General features: G+C 71.0%; 18 protein-coding genes and 3 pseudogenes. 6 read left to right on the forward strand and 15 right to left on the reverse strand.

Annotation, left to right across the window (positions count from 1 at the left end):
- Together AB0E67_RS33700 and AB0E67_RS33705 are read left to right on the forward strand one after the other, a co-directional pair.
- Nucleotides 1-85: pseudogene (locus AB0E67_RS33700) on the forward strand (DUF6745 domain-containing protein); the annotation flags it as partial.
- A gap of 84 nt (nt 86-169) precedes the next feature.
- A complete protein-coding gene (locus AB0E67_RS33705; protein WP_362034237.1) occupies nt 170-1,651 on the forward strand; it encodes an IPT/TIG domain-containing protein in 1,482 nt (493 codons plus the stop codon).
- On the opposite strand, the gene AB0E67_RS33710 is transcribed toward AB0E67_RS33705, so the two are convergent.
- The 3 genes from AB0E67_RS33710 to AB0E67_RS33720 all read right to left on the reverse strand — a co-directional run bounded on the left by AB0E67_RS33710 (nt 1,632) and on the right by AB0E67_RS33720 (nt 4,848).
- Nucleotides 1,632-2,399 (reverse strand): DciA family protein, encoded by a 768-nt coding sequence (locus AB0E67_RS33710; protein WP_362034171.1) that lies wholly within the window; start codon nt 2,397-2,399, stop codon nt 1,632-1,634. The two genes, AB0E67_RS33705 and AB0E67_RS33710, sit on opposite strands and share 20 nt — an antisense overlap.
- The gene (gene otr(A) / locus AB0E67_RS33715; protein WP_362034174.1) at nt 2,383-4,272 is read right to left on the reverse strand and encodes a tetracycline resistance ribosomal protection protein Otr(A); all 1,890 of its coding nucleotides are present in this window, start codon (nt 4,270-4,272) and stop codon (nt 2,383-2,385) included. Before otr(A) ends, AB0E67_RS33710 begins: the two co-directional genes overlap by 17 nt.
- 201 nt (nt 4,273-4,473) lie before the next feature.
- The gene (locus AB0E67_RS33720; RefSeq protein ID WP_362034177.1) at nt 4,474-4,848 is read right to left on the reverse strand and encodes a hypothetical protein; all 375 of its coding nucleotides are present in this window, start codon (nt 4,846-4,848) and stop codon (nt 4,474-4,476) included.
- A gap of 47 nt (nt 4,849-4,895) precedes the next feature.
- On the opposite strand from AB0E67_RS33720, the gene AB0E67_RS33725 reads away from it, so the two are divergent.
- A complete protein-coding gene (locus AB0E67_RS33725; protein WP_362034180.1) occupies nt 4,896-5,168 on the forward strand; it encodes a DUF6225 family protein in 273 nt (90 codons plus the stop codon).
- Between the two features lie 866 nt (nt 5,169-6,034).
- Here the strand turns inward: AB0E67_RS33725 and AB0E67_RS33730 are convergent.
- On the reverse strand, nt 6,035-6,613 hold the full coding sequence (locus AB0E67_RS33730; protein WP_362034183.1) for a winged helix-turn-helix domain-containing protein: 579 nt from the start codon (nt 6,611-6,613) through the stop codon (nt 6,035-6,037).
- Nucleotides 6,614-6,724: 111 nt separating this feature from the next.
- Here AB0E67_RS33730 and def point away from each other — a divergent pair, with 111 nt between their 5' ends.
- The gene (gene def, locus AB0E67_RS33735) at nt 6,725-7,387 is read left to right on the forward strand and encodes a peptide deformylase (protein WP_362034186.1); all 663 of its coding nucleotides are present in this window, start codon (nt 6,725-6,727) and stop codon (nt 7,385-7,387) included.
- 433 nt (nt 7,388-7,820) lie between these two features.
- Here def and AB0E67_RS33740 read toward each other — a convergent pair whose 3' ends face one another.
- Nucleotides 7,821-8,264: a hypothetical protein gene (locus tag AB0E67_RS33740; RefSeq protein ID WP_362034189.1), complete on the reverse strand. Its 444-nt coding sequence runs from the start codon at nt 8,262-8,264 to the stop codon at nt 7,821-7,823.
- Nucleotides 8,265-8,295: 31 nt separating this feature from the next.
- Nucleotides 8,296-8,628: a transposase gene (locus AB0E67_RS33745; protein WP_362034192.1), complete on the reverse strand. Its 333-nt coding sequence runs from the start codon at nt 8,626-8,628 to the stop codon at nt 8,296-8,298.
- A gap of 73 nt (nt 8,629-8,701) precedes the next feature.
- Between AB0E67_RS33745 and AB0E67_RS33750 the strand changes: the two are divergent.
- A pseudogene (locus AB0E67_RS33750) lies at nt 8,702-8,872 on the forward strand (NAD-dependent epimerase/dehydratase family protein); the annotation flags it as partial.
- Nucleotides 8,873-8,993: 121 nt separating this feature from the next.
- On the opposite strand, the gene AB0E67_RS33755 reads toward AB0E67_RS33750, so the two are convergent.
- Complete coding sequence (locus tag AB0E67_RS33755; RefSeq protein WP_362034242.1) at nt 8,994-9,191, reverse strand: hypothetical protein; 198 nt, start codon at nt 9,189-9,191, stop codon at nt 8,994-8,996.
- A gap of 149 nt (nt 9,192-9,340) precedes the next feature.
- Between AB0E67_RS33755 and AB0E67_RS33760 the strand changes: the two genes are divergently transcribed.
- Nucleotides 9,341-9,526, forward strand: coding sequence for a hypothetical protein (locus tag AB0E67_RS33760; protein WP_362034243.1), 186 nt, complete (start codon nt 9,341-9,343; stop codon nt 9,524-9,526).
- Between the two features lie 29 nt (nt 9,527-9,555).
- Here the strand turns inward: AB0E67_RS33760 and AB0E67_RS33765 are convergent.
- The 8 genes and pseudogenes from AB0E67_RS33765 to AB0E67_RS33800 all read right to left on the reverse strand — a co-directional run.
- Nucleotides 9,556-9,774: pseudogene (locus AB0E67_RS33765) on the reverse strand (ABC transporter substrate-binding protein); the annotation flags it as partial.
- Nucleotides 9,771-9,941: a hypothetical protein gene (locus tag AB0E67_RS33770; RefSeq protein ID WP_362034246.1), complete on the reverse strand. Its 171-nt coding sequence runs from the start codon at nt 9,939-9,941 to the stop codon at nt 9,771-9,773. The gene AB0E67_RS33770 and the pseudogene AB0E67_RS33765, both read right to left, overlap by 4 nt.
- A gap of 139 nt (nt 9,942-10,080) precedes the next feature.
- Complete coding sequence (locus AB0E67_RS33775; protein ID WP_362034195.1) at nt 10,081-10,257, reverse strand: hypothetical protein; 177 nt, start codon at nt 10,255-10,257, stop codon at nt 10,081-10,083.
- A 328-nt stretch (nt 10,258-10,585) separates the two neighbouring features.
- Nucleotides 10,586-11,296, reverse strand: coding sequence for a GntR family transcriptional regulator (locus AB0E67_RS33780; protein ID WP_362034197.1), 711 nt, complete (start codon nt 11,294-11,296; stop codon nt 10,586-10,588).
- 55 nt (nt 11,297-11,351) lie between these two features.
- The gene (locus tag AB0E67_RS33785; RefSeq protein ID WP_362034200.1) at nt 11,352-12,302 is read right to left on the reverse strand and encodes an ornithine cyclodeaminase family protein; all 951 of its coding nucleotides are present in this window, start codon (nt 12,300-12,302) and stop codon (nt 11,352-11,354) included.
- Nucleotides 12,299-13,312 (reverse strand): proline racemase family protein, encoded by a 1,014-nt coding sequence (locus tag AB0E67_RS33790; protein WP_362034203.1) that lies wholly within the window; start codon nt 13,310-13,312, stop codon nt 12,299-12,301. Before AB0E67_RS33790 ends, AB0E67_RS33785 begins: the two co-directional genes overlap by 4 nt.
- Entirely contained in the window at nt 13,309-14,313 is a 1,005-nt protein-coding gene (locus AB0E67_RS33795; RefSeq protein WP_362034206.1) for a proline racemase family protein, read from the reverse strand. Before AB0E67_RS33795 ends, AB0E67_RS33790 begins: the two co-directional genes overlap by 4 nt.
- A gap of 39 nt (nt 14,314-14,352) precedes the next feature.
- Complete coding sequence (locus tag AB0E67_RS33800; RefSeq protein ID WP_362034209.1) at nt 14,353-15,279, reverse strand: dihydrodipicolinate synthase family protein; 927 nt, start codon at nt 15,277-15,279, stop codon at nt 14,353-14,355.
- Nucleotides 15,280-15,308 lie beyond the last annotated feature (29 nt).

A 15,308-nucleotide genomic window follows, 5' to 3' on the forward strand; every position in this document is an offset into this window, starting at 1 on the left:
CGAGCCCGTCCACCGCGACGAGACGGGGGTGCTCTGGCGGATCGCACTGGACGGCGACGAGGACGTGGTGATGGTCGAGGTGGTCACCCCCACGGACCAGGGGCCGACGAGCCCCGCGCGGAATGCGCAACCCTGCCCGAACGAGAGACGAGCAAGAGAGGCCCGCTCCATGCCACCGGTGATCAGTACTCTCAATCCTGCCCAGGGCCCCGCCGTCGGCGGCAACCAGGTCATCATCTCCGGCGTCGGCCTCATCGGGGCGACGGCCGTCCGCTTCGGCTCGAACTCCGCTGTCTACGCCGTGGTCAGCAACTCCTCGATCAGGGCCATCGCACCTCCAGGCGTCGGGCAGGCAAGCGTCCGGGTGACCACACCGGGCGGCACCAGCAACGGCCTCACCTACACCTATGTTCCGGCGCCGGTACTCAGTGGGCTCGCGCCCGGCCAGGGGCCGACGAACGGTGGGAATCAAGTGGTGCTCACCGGCACGGGGTTCACCAGCGCTAGCACGGTGCACTTCGGAGCGGCGTCGGCGGCCTTCACCGTCAACAGCAACACACAGATCACCGCCACCGCCCCAGCGGGCTCGGGCTCCATCCCTGTAACAGTGACGACACCGGGTGGCACCAGCAACAGCGTCACCTACACCTATGTTCCGGCGCCGGTACTCAGTGGGCTCGCACCCGGCCAGGGGCCGACGAACGGTGGGAATCAAGTGGTGCTCACCGGCACGGGGTTCACCAGCGCTAGCACGGTGCACTTCGGAGCGGCGTCGGCGGTCTTCACCGTCAACAGCGACACACAGATCACCGCCATCGCTCCCCCGGGGACGGGTTCGGCGTCCGTAACGGTGACCACACCGGGCGGCACCAGCAACGGCCTCACCTACACCTACACCACGACGCCGGTGCTCAACTCGCTTGTGCCCGGCCAGGGGCCGACGAGTGGCGGGAATCAGGTGGTGCTCACGGGCACGGGGTTCACCAGCGCCGGCACGGTGCACTTCGGAGCGGCGTCGGCGGTTTTCACCGTCAACAGCGACACGCAGATCACCGCCACCGCCCCAGCGGGCTCGGGCTCCGTCCCCGTAACGGTGACCACACCGGGCGGCACCAGCAACAGCGTCACCTACAACTACACCACGACACCGACACCCACCCTCACGGACCTCGACCCTCATCTCGGGCCCATCAGCGGCGGTAACACCGTCACCATCTTCGGCACCAACCTGACCGGCACCACCGCCGTCCACTTCGATGCCCAGGCCGCAAGCAACATCGTCGTCGTAGGGGACAACCAGATCACGGTGACTGCGCCCGCCGACACCAACACCGTGGTAGTCACCGTCACCACCCCCGGGGGCACCAGCGACCCCAACATCGGCAACCCCTACTACACCTACGTGCCGCAGCCCGCCCTCACAAGCCTCGTCCCCGACACCGGCCCCACCACCGGCGGCACCAACGTCACCATCAACGGCACCGCCCTCACCTACACCGACCAGGTCTTCTTCGGCGCCACACCCGCCAGCTTCGCCGCCATCTCCGACACCATCGTCCTCGCCACCTCGCCGCCCGGAGTCGGGAGCGTTCCCGTCACCATCCACTCCCCCGGCGGCACCAGCAACTCCCTCACCTACACCTACGAGTGAGCCGGACGGTCTCTTCTGTGCCGGGCACTGCGTGTTGTCCGTGTCCGGCGCGGTCGTGGTCTTGAGGAAAGCGCGGGTGCTGCGTGCGCGTAGGGCGGCGGTCTGTCGGGCCGGCGGCGGGCCGCGATGGCCGGTCCGTCCGGCACGGCCGTGCGGCCTGACAGTGTGCGGCGAGGGCGCGGTGGTAGCCGGCCGAAGCGCTTTCCCGGGTGCGGACCGGACCGGCGGGCGCGGCCGCAGGTGCTGGCTCGACGACGGTCGGCACGGGCCCGGGACCAGGGCCGGGGACGAGGCCGGGGGCGGGGGCGGGGATCCGCAGCGTGCGAACGACGGTGCGGCCCGCCGAGGCGTTGGCGGCCGCGATGACGCGGGCCTGCTCCAGCCGGGTCTTCGTCGCCCAGGCCGCCGATTCCGGGCGCGGGGCGAGCCGGCCCGCATCGGCGTCGAAGGCGACGGCCGCAACGTGTCCGGTCGGATCCGCGGCGATGGCCGTCCACCGTTCGCGTAGCGTGGCACCTGCGGCAGGGAGTTTCCAGGCCCGCTCGGCGGCCGGCGTGCCGAGTGCCGTCGCCAGGTCCAGCGGCTCGCCCCCGTCCCGGTGTACCGCGCGTACGGTCTGCGCCCCCCGCGCCTTCGGGCTGCTGCCGTTGCGCGTCCGCACATCTCCTGTACGGGCTGCTGGGCACCGGTCAGCGCGCGGTGCTGCGCGCCGCGCCGTGCCCGTACCGCCCTCACGATTCCCCCGCATCCTTCCGGTACCGCACCTCCCGGTCCCCCGACGGACGGGACCACCACACCCCCTCCCCACGCGTGAGACCCGCCAGCCGCAGCTCGACGTCCCGCACCCGTCGGGCCGGCAGCTCACCCGTGATCAGCCAGGAGGAGTTCCCGCCCGTCGTGCCCGTGAACTCGGCGCCGTACGAGGCGAGGTGGGCCGTCACGGGGGCGAGGGCGTCCAGCGGTACCTCCGCCTCGAAGGCGTGGTACGGCTCGTACAGGCGAGTGCCCGCCCGATCCAGGGCCCGGCGCAGCACGATCGGCGTGAGTCCCCGGAAGTCCGCTGCCGTGCTGATCGGCGCGCAGAAGCCCGAGCGGACGAGCGTGACGTGGTAGTCCGTGACGGCGGCGCCCCGCGGGCCGGACAGCAGCGTCGCGTGGACGGTGTCCTCAATGGCCTGGTGAAAGGCCCGAGGGAGGGCGCCGAGTTCCGTCTCGTACGTGAACGCCCCGCCGGAACCGCGTGGTCCGGGCTCCACTCGCAGGCCGATCGTGGCCCAGTATCGGGTGTGGTCGAGCCACGGCAGCTCCTCCCAGGCCTCGCCGGTCCCGGCCAGGCGCTCAAGGAACCGGACGCGGCCCGGCTCGAAGTCGGCCTCGATACCGAAGTCCTGGGCCAGTGTGGCCGCCAGCACCTCCATCTGGACCTCGCCGTACAGGAGCAGTGCGGTGGCGCCGGCGTCCGCGGGGCGGACCTGGATGAGCGGGTCCTGGTCGGCGAGGGCCAGCAGCGCCGAGCGCAGCGGGGCGGCCTGGTCGGGGTGCCGCGCCCTGACCAGCGTCTCCAGCGTCGGCGGCGCGAACTGCGGAGCGCGGTCGGTGAGCTCGCCGAGACGGTCGCCGACGCGGATCCCGGCGACACCGGAGAGCGCCGCAATGTTCCCCCTGGTGAGCTTCCCGGGGTGGCCGATCACGTCGAGGCGGTTCACCCGTCCGGGGACCTCGGTGATCCGGCCGTCCGCCTCCCGGCGCAGGAACGTCAACCGCTGACGCTGCGCCACCTCACCGTCGTACAACCGCAGATACGCCGTCCGCTCGCCGCCCGGCCCGGGGCGTACGGCGAAGACGGTGCCGCGGGGTGCGGCGAGTCCGGGCGCCGGTTCGGGCGGCGGGATCAGCCCGGTCACGACCTCGACGAGTTCGGTGACACCCTGGCCGCCGAGGGCGGAGCCGAAGAGGACCGGGTGGAAGGAGCCGTCGGCAGCGCGGGCGGCGAGGGCGGCGCGCAACCGGTCCACGGTCGGTTCCGGGCCGTCCACGACTGCGGCGAGGATCGCCGGGTCGACCTCGGCGAGGGCCTCCGCCAGGTCGGTCCGCAGCTCCGGGTCATCCCGTAGGCGTACCTGGGCGACGGCCGTGCCGATGCCCGTCACCTCCGTCAGCGGCACGACATGCGGCGTGAGCCGGCGCCGGATGTCGGCGAGCAGCTCGCCGACGCGGGCACCCGCTCGGTCGATCTTGTTGACGAAAATCAGCGTGGGCAGCCGCAGCCGCCGCAGGGTTCGCATCAGCACCCGCGTCTGGGCCTGCACGCCCTCCACGGCGGACAGCAACAGGACCGCGCCGTCGAGGACCTCCAGGGCCCGCTCCACCTCGGCGATGAAGTCCGAGTGGCCCGGGGTGTCGATGAGGTTGATCTGGGTGTCGCCGACCGTGAAGGCGGCGACGGCCGAGCAGATGGTGATGCCGCGCTGCCGCTCGATCGCCCTGTCGTCCGTGCGGGTGTCACCGGCGTCGACGCTGCCGAGCCGGTCGATCGCGCCGTGGTCGAACAACAGCCGCTCGGTCAGGCTGGTCTTACCGGCGTCGACATGGGCCAGAATTCCGATGTTCAGGGTGCGCATGCGTGGTCGAGTCCTCAAGAACCGTCGTCCAGTGGGGGAGCTGGGGGATTCCGAGGCGTCGGCGCATGCGAGGGCTCCTGACATGAGGGAACACGGACGCTGCCATGATGACCCGTCCCCTCGGGCCGGCCGCAACCGAATTTGGGGCCCGGGCGGCGAACAGGGCCTGGCGCGCGAGGTCGACGCCGCTCCGCTCGGTCGTCACACGATCACCGTCTCGGCCGTATCGCCGTCCAGCGGGTGCGCGGCGAGTTCGGGCGGCCGGTCCGGCCACGGCGCGGGATCGGACTGCTCGGTGCGGACCGTCGTCTGCGTGCGCAGCTGCTCCGTCCGCATGGCCGACAGGTGCCCGGCGGTGCGTTCCCGTGCGGCGTTGGAGGCGTTCGTCGCAGCGGCGACGGCGATGGCGTCCGCGCCGGTCGGGTCGTACTGGAACCAGCGGCGGTTCTGTTCGTGGGCCCGGCGCCAGGACGATGACCACGGTGAACTTCTCGTCCGGCCGATTGCGTTCCTCCGTGCGTCGGCGCAGCCGGAAGAAAGCCATGTGCCCCGGATCGGTGCTCTGGCCCGGGGCACGGCCGTGTCTTCACCGGCAACGCGTTCCGGTCCGGCAATCTGTGCCCATGACCGACGTCTTCGAGCACACCCCGCAGATCTGGAACGCCGCGCAGCTTCGCGACGCACTCAAAGACCTGCCCGATGACGCACCCATCCACATCGGCGTGGCAGACGACCCCGGCGACTTCGATGGATACCGGCCTTTCGTCCTCGTGGACGCACATCAGGTGGAGCACTGGTGGCCGGCCACCTCCACAGCACCGGAACGCACCGAGACAGCGGAAGCACTGACACTGTTCGCCGACTGGGAACCGGGCCCATACGACCGTCTGGACTGACCGCCACGGTGCTCAGCAACCCACGCTTGGGTGGCTCTGTTCACGTCGCAGGGTGCAGCCGACAACGCGTCGCTACCGGGCTTCGGCGGGTGGCTCCCGGGCGGTCGAGACCACGCCCTCGTACCGACTCGATGCCCATGTGCTTGCACCCCTGATCACGCGGCGCCTCGCCCGGGGTACGGGGCCGGGCGGGGTTCAGCGGAGTAGTGCCGGTGCCCACGTACCGCACAGGTTCCAGCGACAGGACCGTGAGCGGCTCCCCCGCCTTCGCCGCGTGCCAGGCGATCACAGCCGCGTGAGCCACCGGCCGGTCCACGGCTCTCCAGTCCATCGCATCCACCGCGTGGGCCGGTGAACGGAACGCTCTTCGCGAACCGCAGGGACGCCGCATGCTTGCCCGCCCCCGTGACCTGCCGCTCCGCAGCAAGGATCGACAGGGACGGGATGATGACGTGGCCGGTGCCGCGCGAGGCTTCGATGTACAGGCCGGTGAAGAAGAGGTCCGGACGGTACAGAGCGGTCAGAGCGGTGTGGTCCAGGACGCCCCATTTCGTCGCCCTGGTGGCGGCCGACCGTACCGGCGCCGCCGCATGAACTCGGCCGGCGGGGTGAGGAACTGGGTGGCCATCGCGGCTGGGGCTGCGCCTGCGGCGCAGCTGCTCCGCGGGCGTGCCCGCGGACATCGAAGTCTTACCACGCCGCGGGCGGCGGGTGAGCAGGTGCGCGGCCAGGGCCACGGCGTCGGTGCCGGCCGGGTGGGCGGTGGCGCGCTCGGCGACGAGACCCACGCCTTCCCGGGCCGCGGTGCCGACGGCCAGGACCCGGACGGTCCGAACCGCGAGTGTGCCGACCGCGTCGAGGACTTCTCAGTCCTGGTCCGCGCCGTCTGCTGTGTGGGGAAGCAGGGGGAATAGTCGGGTGATGAGGGCCACTGGTCGAGCGCCGTCGGGCCGGGCCAGGGGGCGTTGTTCGCGGTCCTGGTAGGGCGCCAGGGCCCGTCGGATCACGTCCGCGACCCGGCTCATCTCTTCAGGTGTCAGGTAGGCGACGGCGCTGAAGGCTTCGTCGTGGTGCCATTCGGGCGGCGCCTCGTCTCGCTTGGTCAGCCATCGCTGCCAGCTCTCGTCCTCCAGACCGCGGGCCAAGTCGCCGAACTGCTCCTCCATGAGCCGGTTGTCAGCGGGGACGTGTTGCTTCAGACGCCAGGGACGTGCGCGGCCCCCGCTGTGGGGGGCCTCTTCGATGTATCCGTGCCGTGCGAGTTGCCGTAGGTGAAACGAGCAGAGGCCGGAGCTGTAGCCCAGCCGGGAGGCGGCTTCGGTCGCCGTGACGGTGCCGACTTCGGCGAGCAGGTCCAGCAGGGCTGTGCGGACTTCGTGCTCGCGCAACTCTTCGCCAGCGCTGGTTGCCTGGTCGTCCGGGATGTTTACGTCATCTTCAGTCACTTTGCAAAGTCTGCTACTTTGCAAAGGTTCTGGCAAGCGGTAGTTCTTGCCGAAGGCATCAGCTGCGGTGACCTCCACGGCGTCTGCGGCGTGCACAAAGGGGAGGCAGCCATGTCTGTTCATCACGAGCGGTCCCATCCCGTCGACCGACGAGTCCGCGTGCATGGCCGCCCGGTGGACGTCTATCCGGCTCTGCCACCGGAGGCGGGACGGGGTTCGGTTCGCAGGGTCACGGTGGTGGGTGAGCAGGTGCTGAGCCGTCCGTGCCGGGAGGTGATCGAATTCGGGACTCCGGAGCTGTCGGCGTTGATCGACGACATGTTCCTGACCATGTATGTCGCCGACGGCGTCGGCTTGGCCGCCAATCAGGTGGGCGTTGACCTGCGCCTGTTCGTGTATGACTGCCCGGACGACTATGGGGTCCGGCATGTCGGTCACATCATCAACCCGGCATTGGACCTGCCCGATCCGGGCAGTCGGCGACTTGTCGACGAGTTCGAGGGTTGCCTGTCCGTACCTGGCGCCGCCATGGCGGTTCCCCGTACCGATCGTGCTGTCGCCCGTGGGTTCGACAAGGACGGCAACCCTCTCGTGATCGAGGGGTTGGGGTACTTCGCCCGGTGTCTGCAGCATGAAGCCGATCACCTCGTCGGCCACACCTATCTTGATCGGCTCTCCAAGCGGGACCGCAAGGACGCGTTGCGGCAGATGAACGACCGCCGTGAAGGCGTCTTCGCGCAACGCGCGATCAAGGCCGCCCGCCTGGGCCGGTGAGACGCTTGGTGGCAGCGGCCACTTTCCCGCCGAAGGGCGTGGGCCGCATCCACGGCCCCGTTCAGCACGTTCAATGCAGATCACGGTTCGTCTCCGGCTGTGGCTCCTCGGCCGGGGTCCGTTCCCCGCGGTACTCGGTCCAGGTGTTCCGGCCCTCGGCGGGAACACGTACGTGAGGTCTGGCTCTCGGAGTCGCTCAGGCTGCGCGCCACAGGAGGATGACGACGTCCTCGCCTGTGCATTTCGCGCTGAGGCGGCAGTGGCTGATGTGTGCGAGCCGGTCGGAATCCTCGAGCCGGCCGGCCTCGACGACCTGGCGGCGGGTTCGGGAGAAGACGGTCGGGGACATGCCGACGCGCTTGGCGGGGTTGGCTCCGGTCCCGATGACGGCGCCGGCACGATCGCGGGGGTGCATCGCATGGATGCATGACGACTAGCGGTGGTCGCCTTCGCACGCGTCGAGGCGTACGGCGGACAGATAGTGCGTGCTCTGAGGGTTGACGTTTGCGGACAGGAGGAGCTCGCGGTCCGACGGGTCGAGGACCTCGGTCAGTTCGTGGATCGGGTAGCCGAAGAGGTCGAAGTCCCCGAAAGCGACCGGAACGTCGGCGGCTCGGTCCGGGACCCGCTCGGTCCGCTCGACAATCAGGTGCCCCATGGCCTGCTCGGCACATGCCGTGCAGGCATAAGCCGTGACCAGGACGCCGCGGTGAACGAAGAAGAAGGTCCAGCGCGCTCCGCGCATCCACCCGCCGACGCGGATGTCTGCCAGGGTCGACGCCGTCCACTGCGCCGCATGCTCGGTCATGCCGAATCGCAGGACGCCGGCGTTCGCAGGGAGGACGAGCCCGGTGCCGGGCACCAATCGGAAGGTCACTCGCATAGTGTGCCGGGACGCGTTGGCCGGGTCACCGCGCTTGCGTTCCGTTCGTCCCAACACGGAGGGCCGTCCCTTGCTTCAGGAAGCCGTTCTCGTCGACAACGAGAACGGCGCCGTCGGCGCCGAGGTGTTCGACGGTGCAGGCACGCAGGTCGTCGCGGACAGCATCGGCGTCCCAGCGGGCGTAGCACAGCAGGCGCTGCATCCGCCCGGGCCGGGTATGGCCCGCCTGTTCGGCCAGCCGCCAGCAGTTCTTGCGTTCGACGTTCGACAGCATCCCCAGCACGTGGGAGCGGGCGGTCGCCTGCGGCTCAACTCGGCCAAAGCGTCTTGCGATCCGGTCCATGACCTGGTCGAACATCGCTCGCCAGCGGGCAGGGTCAACGCTATGGCCTGCGGCCACCGCACGATCCCAGGAGTCCACACAACCCCCGAATGTCCTGGGATCGGTCCGGGTCTTCGAGGCCGCTGCACGCGCGGGCGTGCACGCCCTGGTGCACGCCTCGTCGGTGGGTGCCTACTCCCCGGGCCCGAAGGACGGGCCCGGGGTGGACGAGGAGTGGCCGACGCACGGATGGCCGGATGCCGCCTACTGCCGGGAGAAGGGTCAGCTCCTTCGGCCGCCGCAGCCAATGTCCGGCCGGCGTCCGGGAGATCGTCCACGAGCAGTGCGGGACCGCCTCGCCTGCCGTGGCGGAGGAGCCGGTCCCCCATGCTGTCACTGCGTCAGCGGTTGATCTCGACGAACCGTATGCCGTCGTTGTTGAGAGGATCGGCATCGGCCGAGCCGGCTGCCTGGATGCTGTACCGCACGGCCTCCGGAATGCCGGTGGCTTCCTTGGGAACCTCGACCTTGAAAGTGAAGGTGGCCTGTGCCGGGGTGTTGCCGAGATCGCAGGTGACGGTTCCGTCCTTGGTCGGCATGGCGCACTCCTTGGGCCGCCCGTGCAACGAGTACCCCGGGAAGGGCTCGAGCCGGATCGTCCCCTTGGCGGGCTGCGAGCCCTGATTGCCGTAGTCGAAGTCGTACGTGACGACTCCGTCGGCATCCGGCTTTGGACGGGGACTTCTTCATGATCTCGGCGTCGAGGTCGATCCAGGCCTGGTTGGCCTGCCGGGCGTCGGCCATGGCGTTGATCTCGTCGATCCGCTTCATGGTCGCCTCGTCGCGGAACTGGGCGTTGTTGCCCTGGTTGCCCTTCTCCCTGATGGTGCGTCCGTCGAAGACGAAGGGGATCCAGGTGGAGCCGGAGGGGTAGTCGGGACACCAGCCGGTGAGCGTCATGTCGGGGGTCGTGGAGAGGTCACCGATGACGTCGTAGTAGGCGCCCGGGTCGATGGTGTCGACGACGACCTCGACGCCGGCGCGGGCCAGGCCCTGCTGGATGGCTTCGGCCTTGCCCTTGTCGCCGGTGGAGACGGCGAGGGAGACCTTGAGGGTCTCCTTGCCGGCGGCCTTGAGCAGTTCCTTGGCCCTGGCCGGGTCGCCGGAGGGGGCGATCTTCAGATCACCGGGGTCCCGCCGAGGATCTTGCCGTTGTTGACGGCGGCGGGGTTGGCGCCTGCCGCGTCGTTGCCCGCAGAACCCTTCTTGGGGTCGGAGCAGCCCGAGGCGCCGAGTGCGAGTGTCGCCACCAGGGCGGTGGCGAGGGCGAGTTGGGTGCGTTTGGTCATGGGTCACTCCAGCGAAGGCCGCACTCTAGGATGTGACCGGTAACATAGTAATGTGAAATTGCACTGCACGAGAGGTGCGCACCGCCGTTATCCAGCCGCGCCCAAATCGGCCCGGATCAGGGGTGGTTGACCGAGCCCGTCAGTCCAGGACGTCCGGGACCGGCTCGGTGTTGCCGCGCTGGAGCGCGGCCTTGGAGTCGGCGACCGGGCCGAGCGCCCGGTCCGACAGCGCCATGGGGCCCAAGTAGCGCTCCTCGACATCGAGCAGGACCCCGATGACGGTCTCGCCGCCCGGGTCACGGCGAAGACGAGGCACTTGCCGACGGCGGTACCCGTACCGGTCCTCAGGCCGAACGCACCGGAGTACGCGTACCCCGGTGGGTGGGAGCCGGACAAGTGGGTTGCCGTTCGACCCGTTGGCATCGGTGGACGTGCCGCCGCTGATGGAGGAGCCCGGCCCCGGTGGACTGGTCCATCAGGAACGCGCCCGCGGCGGCGGCCTGAGGCAGCACGGCCCCGGCGGCCACGGCGACGCGATCGCGGCGCATCCGCTTCGAACGTTCTGTTCCCGCATCAGCAGCAGTTGGCCGAAAGGGCGCAGACACCGAGATGCCCACACCCTTTCGACGCGTTCCACCGATCCGTCACATCCTGGAGCCAAGGCCTCCGGTCGGTCGGCCGACCGGCTCGTCGCGGCCCTGCGCCCACAGCGAGCGGACGTGGCCGAGGTGGCGCAGCATGCACGCCTCGGCCGCCCCGGCATCACCGGTGAGCATGACGTCGAGCAGCTCGACGTGCTCCTCCGCCGAGGAGACCAGCTTGCCGGCCTCGTCCAGGCCGGTCAGACCATAGAGGCGGGAGTGCTTGCGCAGGTCGCCGACGGTCTCGACGAGGCGGTCGTTGCCCGCGAGGCCGAGCAGGGTGAGGTGGAAGCGCCGGTCCGCCTCCAGGTAGCCGATGAGGTTGTGTTCGCGGGCGCTGGTGACGATCTCCTCGGCGATGGGGCGCAGGGCCTCCAGCTGGTCCGCCGTGGCGATCTTCGTGATCCGGCCGATGGTGGGGACCTCGATCATCGTGCGCAGTTCGGTGTACTGGTCGAGATCGCGCTCGCTGACCTCGGTGATGCGGAACCCCTTGTTGCGGACCGGCTCGACCAGGCCCTCCCGCGCGAGGTCGAGCATGGCCTCGCGGACGGGGGTGGCCGAGACGCCGAGCTCGGCGGCGAGACCGGGCGCCGAGTAGACACTGCCCGGGCGCAGTTCGCCCGCTATCAGGGCCGCACGGAGGGCGTGGCCGACCTGGTCGCGCAATCGCTCCTGGGCCTTGATGAGACTGCGCTGCTTCAGGTCGCCCATTACTTCCTCCGAAAGCCCTCACCACCAGCCGACGTGCAGGGCCCAGCGTACAATGTCACGTTTCGCCGTGAGCCTCGGCGGCCCCGAACAGCGCGACCGCCACGGCGAGATCTTCCCAGGCCATGCCCACGCTCTTGAAGAACTGTGGACAACTTCGCACCCCGCCCTCAGGGATCCTCCCGTGCACGAGATCGGCGAGGGTGCCGGTGATGTGGCCGGGCCCGATCGCCCCCTCCGCCTGCGGGACCAGCAGGTCCCCGGCCTCCCGCAGTGCCGCCGTCCGCGACTCCACGTACACCGCCGCTCGTCGCACGAGGGCGGTGTCCGTCTCCCGGGCGGACGGTTCGTGCGAGCCGACGGCGACGACCACCGCGTCCGGCCGCACCAGCCGCCCGTCGAAGAGCGGCTCCCGGGCGGTGGTGCAGCAGACGACCAGATCCGCGCCGGCCACCTCCCCCGCCCCGCCCGTCCGGGCGCGCACACCCAGGCCCTCGGCGTGCGTGGCGAGCCTTCCCGCCCGCCCCGGGTCCCGGGCGACGACGACCACCTCCTCCAATGCGCGCTCCGCGAGCACGGCTTCGAGGTGTCCGTACGCCTGCGGTCCGGAGCCGAAGAGCACCAGCCGCAGCGGCCGCCCGGTCGGCGCCAAGTGGCGCAGTGCGAGCGCCGAGACCGCGGGGGTGCGCAGGGCGGTGAGGACCTCCCCGTCGAGCAGGGCGAGCGGGCGCAGGGTGGGGCCGTCGAGCAGGAGGTAGTTCCCGGTGATCCGGGGCAGACCGCGGGCCGCGTTGCCGGGCACGACCCCCGCGATCTTCACCCCGGCGTACGTCCCGGAGGCGGCCGGCATCAGCAGCAGTTCTCCGGCGGGGACGGGAATCGCGGTGCGCTGCGGGCAGGCCTCCGGGTCGAGCCCGCCGCGCAGGGCCTCGGCCAGGGCATCGGCCGCGGCGGCCGGGGTGAGCAGCCCGGCCAGTTCCTGCGGGCCGAGCTGCGGAATCCCGGTCACAGCAGGAAGCCGACGCCGAGGGCGTCGTACGGGTCGACGGTGAAGGCATGTTCGCCGGTGCGGTAGGCGGTGCCGGTGACCTCGGTGACCCCGCCGGGCAGGATCCGCCCGGTGAAGACGGTGCCGGTGACCGACTCGTGCAGCAGGTCCTCACCGGGGCCGAGCCGCCCGTCCTCGGCCAGCAGCGCGAGCCGCGCGGAGGTGCCGGAGCCGCAGGGCGAGCGGTCGACCTGCCCGTCGGCGAAGACGGTGACGTTGCGCTGACGCGGCCCGGAGGGGGTGTCGGGAAGGTCCTCGTGGAGGATCACCCCGTAGACGCCGGAGAGCAGCGGACCGTCCGGGTGCCAGGTGGCCGGGTGGGTGGCCAGCGCGGACCTGATCTCCCGTCCGGCCCGCACCAGGTCGGGCAGGGCGGCGCGGGAGACCTCCAGGCCGAGGTCGCGGGCGGCGACGGAGGCGTAGCAGGCCCCGGCGTGCGCGATGTCCGCCTCGGCGAGGCCGAACGTGGTGGCGACGGGCACCTTGCGGGCGCTCACCCGGGCCGGGACGTTGCGGAAGGTGACCCCGGTGGTGCGGCCGGAGTCGCGGTGGACGGTGGCGGTGACCCGCCCGGAGGGGACATCGATGCGGACCTGGGCCTCCCCGTCGTCCGGGGCGGCGACCCGGCCGCTGTCCACCGCCCAGGCCCCGAGGGCCATGGTGCCGTGTCCGCAGGCGGTGGAGTAGCCGTCCTTGTGCCAGAACAGCACCCCGAAGTGGGCGCCGTCGTCGTCGGGCGGGACCACGAACCCGCCGTACATCCCGGCGTGTCCGCGCGGCTCCTGCACCAGGAGCCGTCGTATGTCGTCCAGTGTGCCGCGACGCGGGGCGGCCGCGGATCCGCCGGGTCCGACGGCGGTGGCGCAGCGCTCGGCGACCGTGTCGCCGGGGATGGGCGGGAGTGCCCCGGCGACGATCCTGAAGGGCTCGCCCGCGGTGTGGTAGTCGACGGTTCGGACAGTGGTGGTCACAGGAAGAACCCTCCCGGGAAGGGGTCGGCGGGGTCGAGGAAGTACTGGGCGGTGCCGGTGATCCAGGCCCGGCCGGTGACGGTGGGGACGACCGCGGAGTGCCCGCCGACAGTCGCCTCCCCGATCAGGCGGCCGGTGAATTCGGTACCGATGAAGGACTCGTTGACGAAGTCGGCGCCGAGGTCCAACAGGCCGCGTGCGTGCAGCTGGGCCATGCGCGCGCTGGTGCCGGTCCCGCAGGGCGAGCGGTCGAACCATCCGGGGTGGATGGCCATGGCGTGCCGGGAGCGGCGGGCGTCGGAGCCGGGCGCGGCGAGATAGACGTGCTTGACCCCGGCGATGGAGGGGTTCTCGGGGTGGACGGGCCGATCGGCTGAGGCGTTGACGGCCTCCATGACGGCGAGCCCGGCGGCCAGCAGGTCGTCCTTGCGGGCCCGGTCGAAGGGCAGCCCGAGGGCGTCGAGTTCGACGAAGGCGTAGAAGTTGCCGCCGTAGGCGAGGTCGTAGGTGACCGTGCCGAAGCCGGGGACCTCGGCCTTGAGGTCGAGGCCCGCGCAGTAGGAGGAGACGTTGGTCAGGGTGACGGCGGTGGCCGCACCGTCCTCGACGCGGACGTCGACGGTCACGAGCCCGGCCGGGGTGTCGAGCCGGACGGTCGTGACGGGTTCGGTGACCGGCACCATGCCGGTCTCGACCAGGACCGTGGCGACCCCGATGGTGCCGTGCCCGCACATGGGCAGCAGGCCGGACACCTCGATGTAGAGGACTCCGAAGTCGGCGTCGGGGCGAGTGGGCGGCTGCAGGACGGCGCCACTCATCGCGGAGTGGCCGCGCGGCTCGTACATGAGCAGCGTGCGGATGTGGTCCATGTGCTCCATGAAGTGGAGCCTCTTGTCGGCCATGGTGGCGCCGGGGATCACCCCGACTCCCCCGGTGATCACCCGGGTCGGCATGCCCTCGGTGTGCGAGTCCACCGCGTGGTAGATGTGGCGGGTGCGCATCGCGTTCCCTTCCCTCCCCTTCGGGTTCCCCGGTGGGGGCTAGTTGAGGCCCTCGGCCAGGGCCTTCTCGGTCGCGGCGCGGACGGCTGCCTCGGCTTCCCCGGTGAGCGGGAAACGCGGCGGCCGGGTGGCGCCGCCGGGCCGGCCGGCCAGGTCCATGGAGAGCTTGATGGCCTGCACGAACTCGGTCTTCGAGTCCCAGCGGAGCAGGGGGTGCAGGGACTTGTAGAGCGGCAGGGCGGTGGCGAGGTCTCCCGTGACGGCGGCCCGGTACAGGGTGGCGCAGGCCCCGGGGAGGGCGTTCGGGTAGCCGGCGATCCAGCCGACCGCGCCGGCGAGGGCGAATTCGAGCAGGACGTCGTCGCCGCCGATGAGCACGTCCAGGCCGGGGGCGCGTTCGGCGATCTCGTAGGCGCGGCGCACGTCGCCGCTGAACTCCTTCACGGCGACGACGGAGCCATCGGCGTGGAGCCGGGCGAGCACGGACGGGACGAGGTCGACCTTGGTGTCGATGGGGTTGTTGTACGCGACGACGGGCAGCCCGGCCCAGGCAACCTCGGCGTAGTGGGCGCGGACGGTGTCCTCGTCGGCCCGGAAGGCGTTGGGGGGCAGGAGGAGAACGGAGCCGGCCCCGGCCTCGGCCGCCTGGTCGGCCCAGCGGCGGGCCTCGGCGCTGCCGTAGGCGGCGACGCCGGGCATGACGCGGGCTCCGTCACCGGCGGCCTCGACAGCGGTGCGCACGACGCGTGCCCGCTCCTCATCGGTGAGGGTCTGGTACTCGCCGAGGGAGCCGTTGGGGACCACGCCGTCGCAGCCGTGGGCGAGCAGCCAGGCCACGTGTTCGGCGTACGCGTCGTAGTCGACGCCGAGGTCCTCACGCAGCGGGAGCGTGGTGGCGACCATGATTCCGTGCCAGGGGCGGGTGCGGGTGTCGGCGGTGGGCGCGGGGGTGTGTTCGTGGGTCATGAGGGAACTCCTATAGTAGGGTGTGACAT

It is taken from the genome of Streptomyces sp. NPDC032161, assembly GCF_040636995.1.
In the GTDB taxonomy this organism is placed as follows: Bacteria; Actinomycetota; Actinomycetes; order Streptomycetales; family Streptomycetaceae; genus Streptomyces.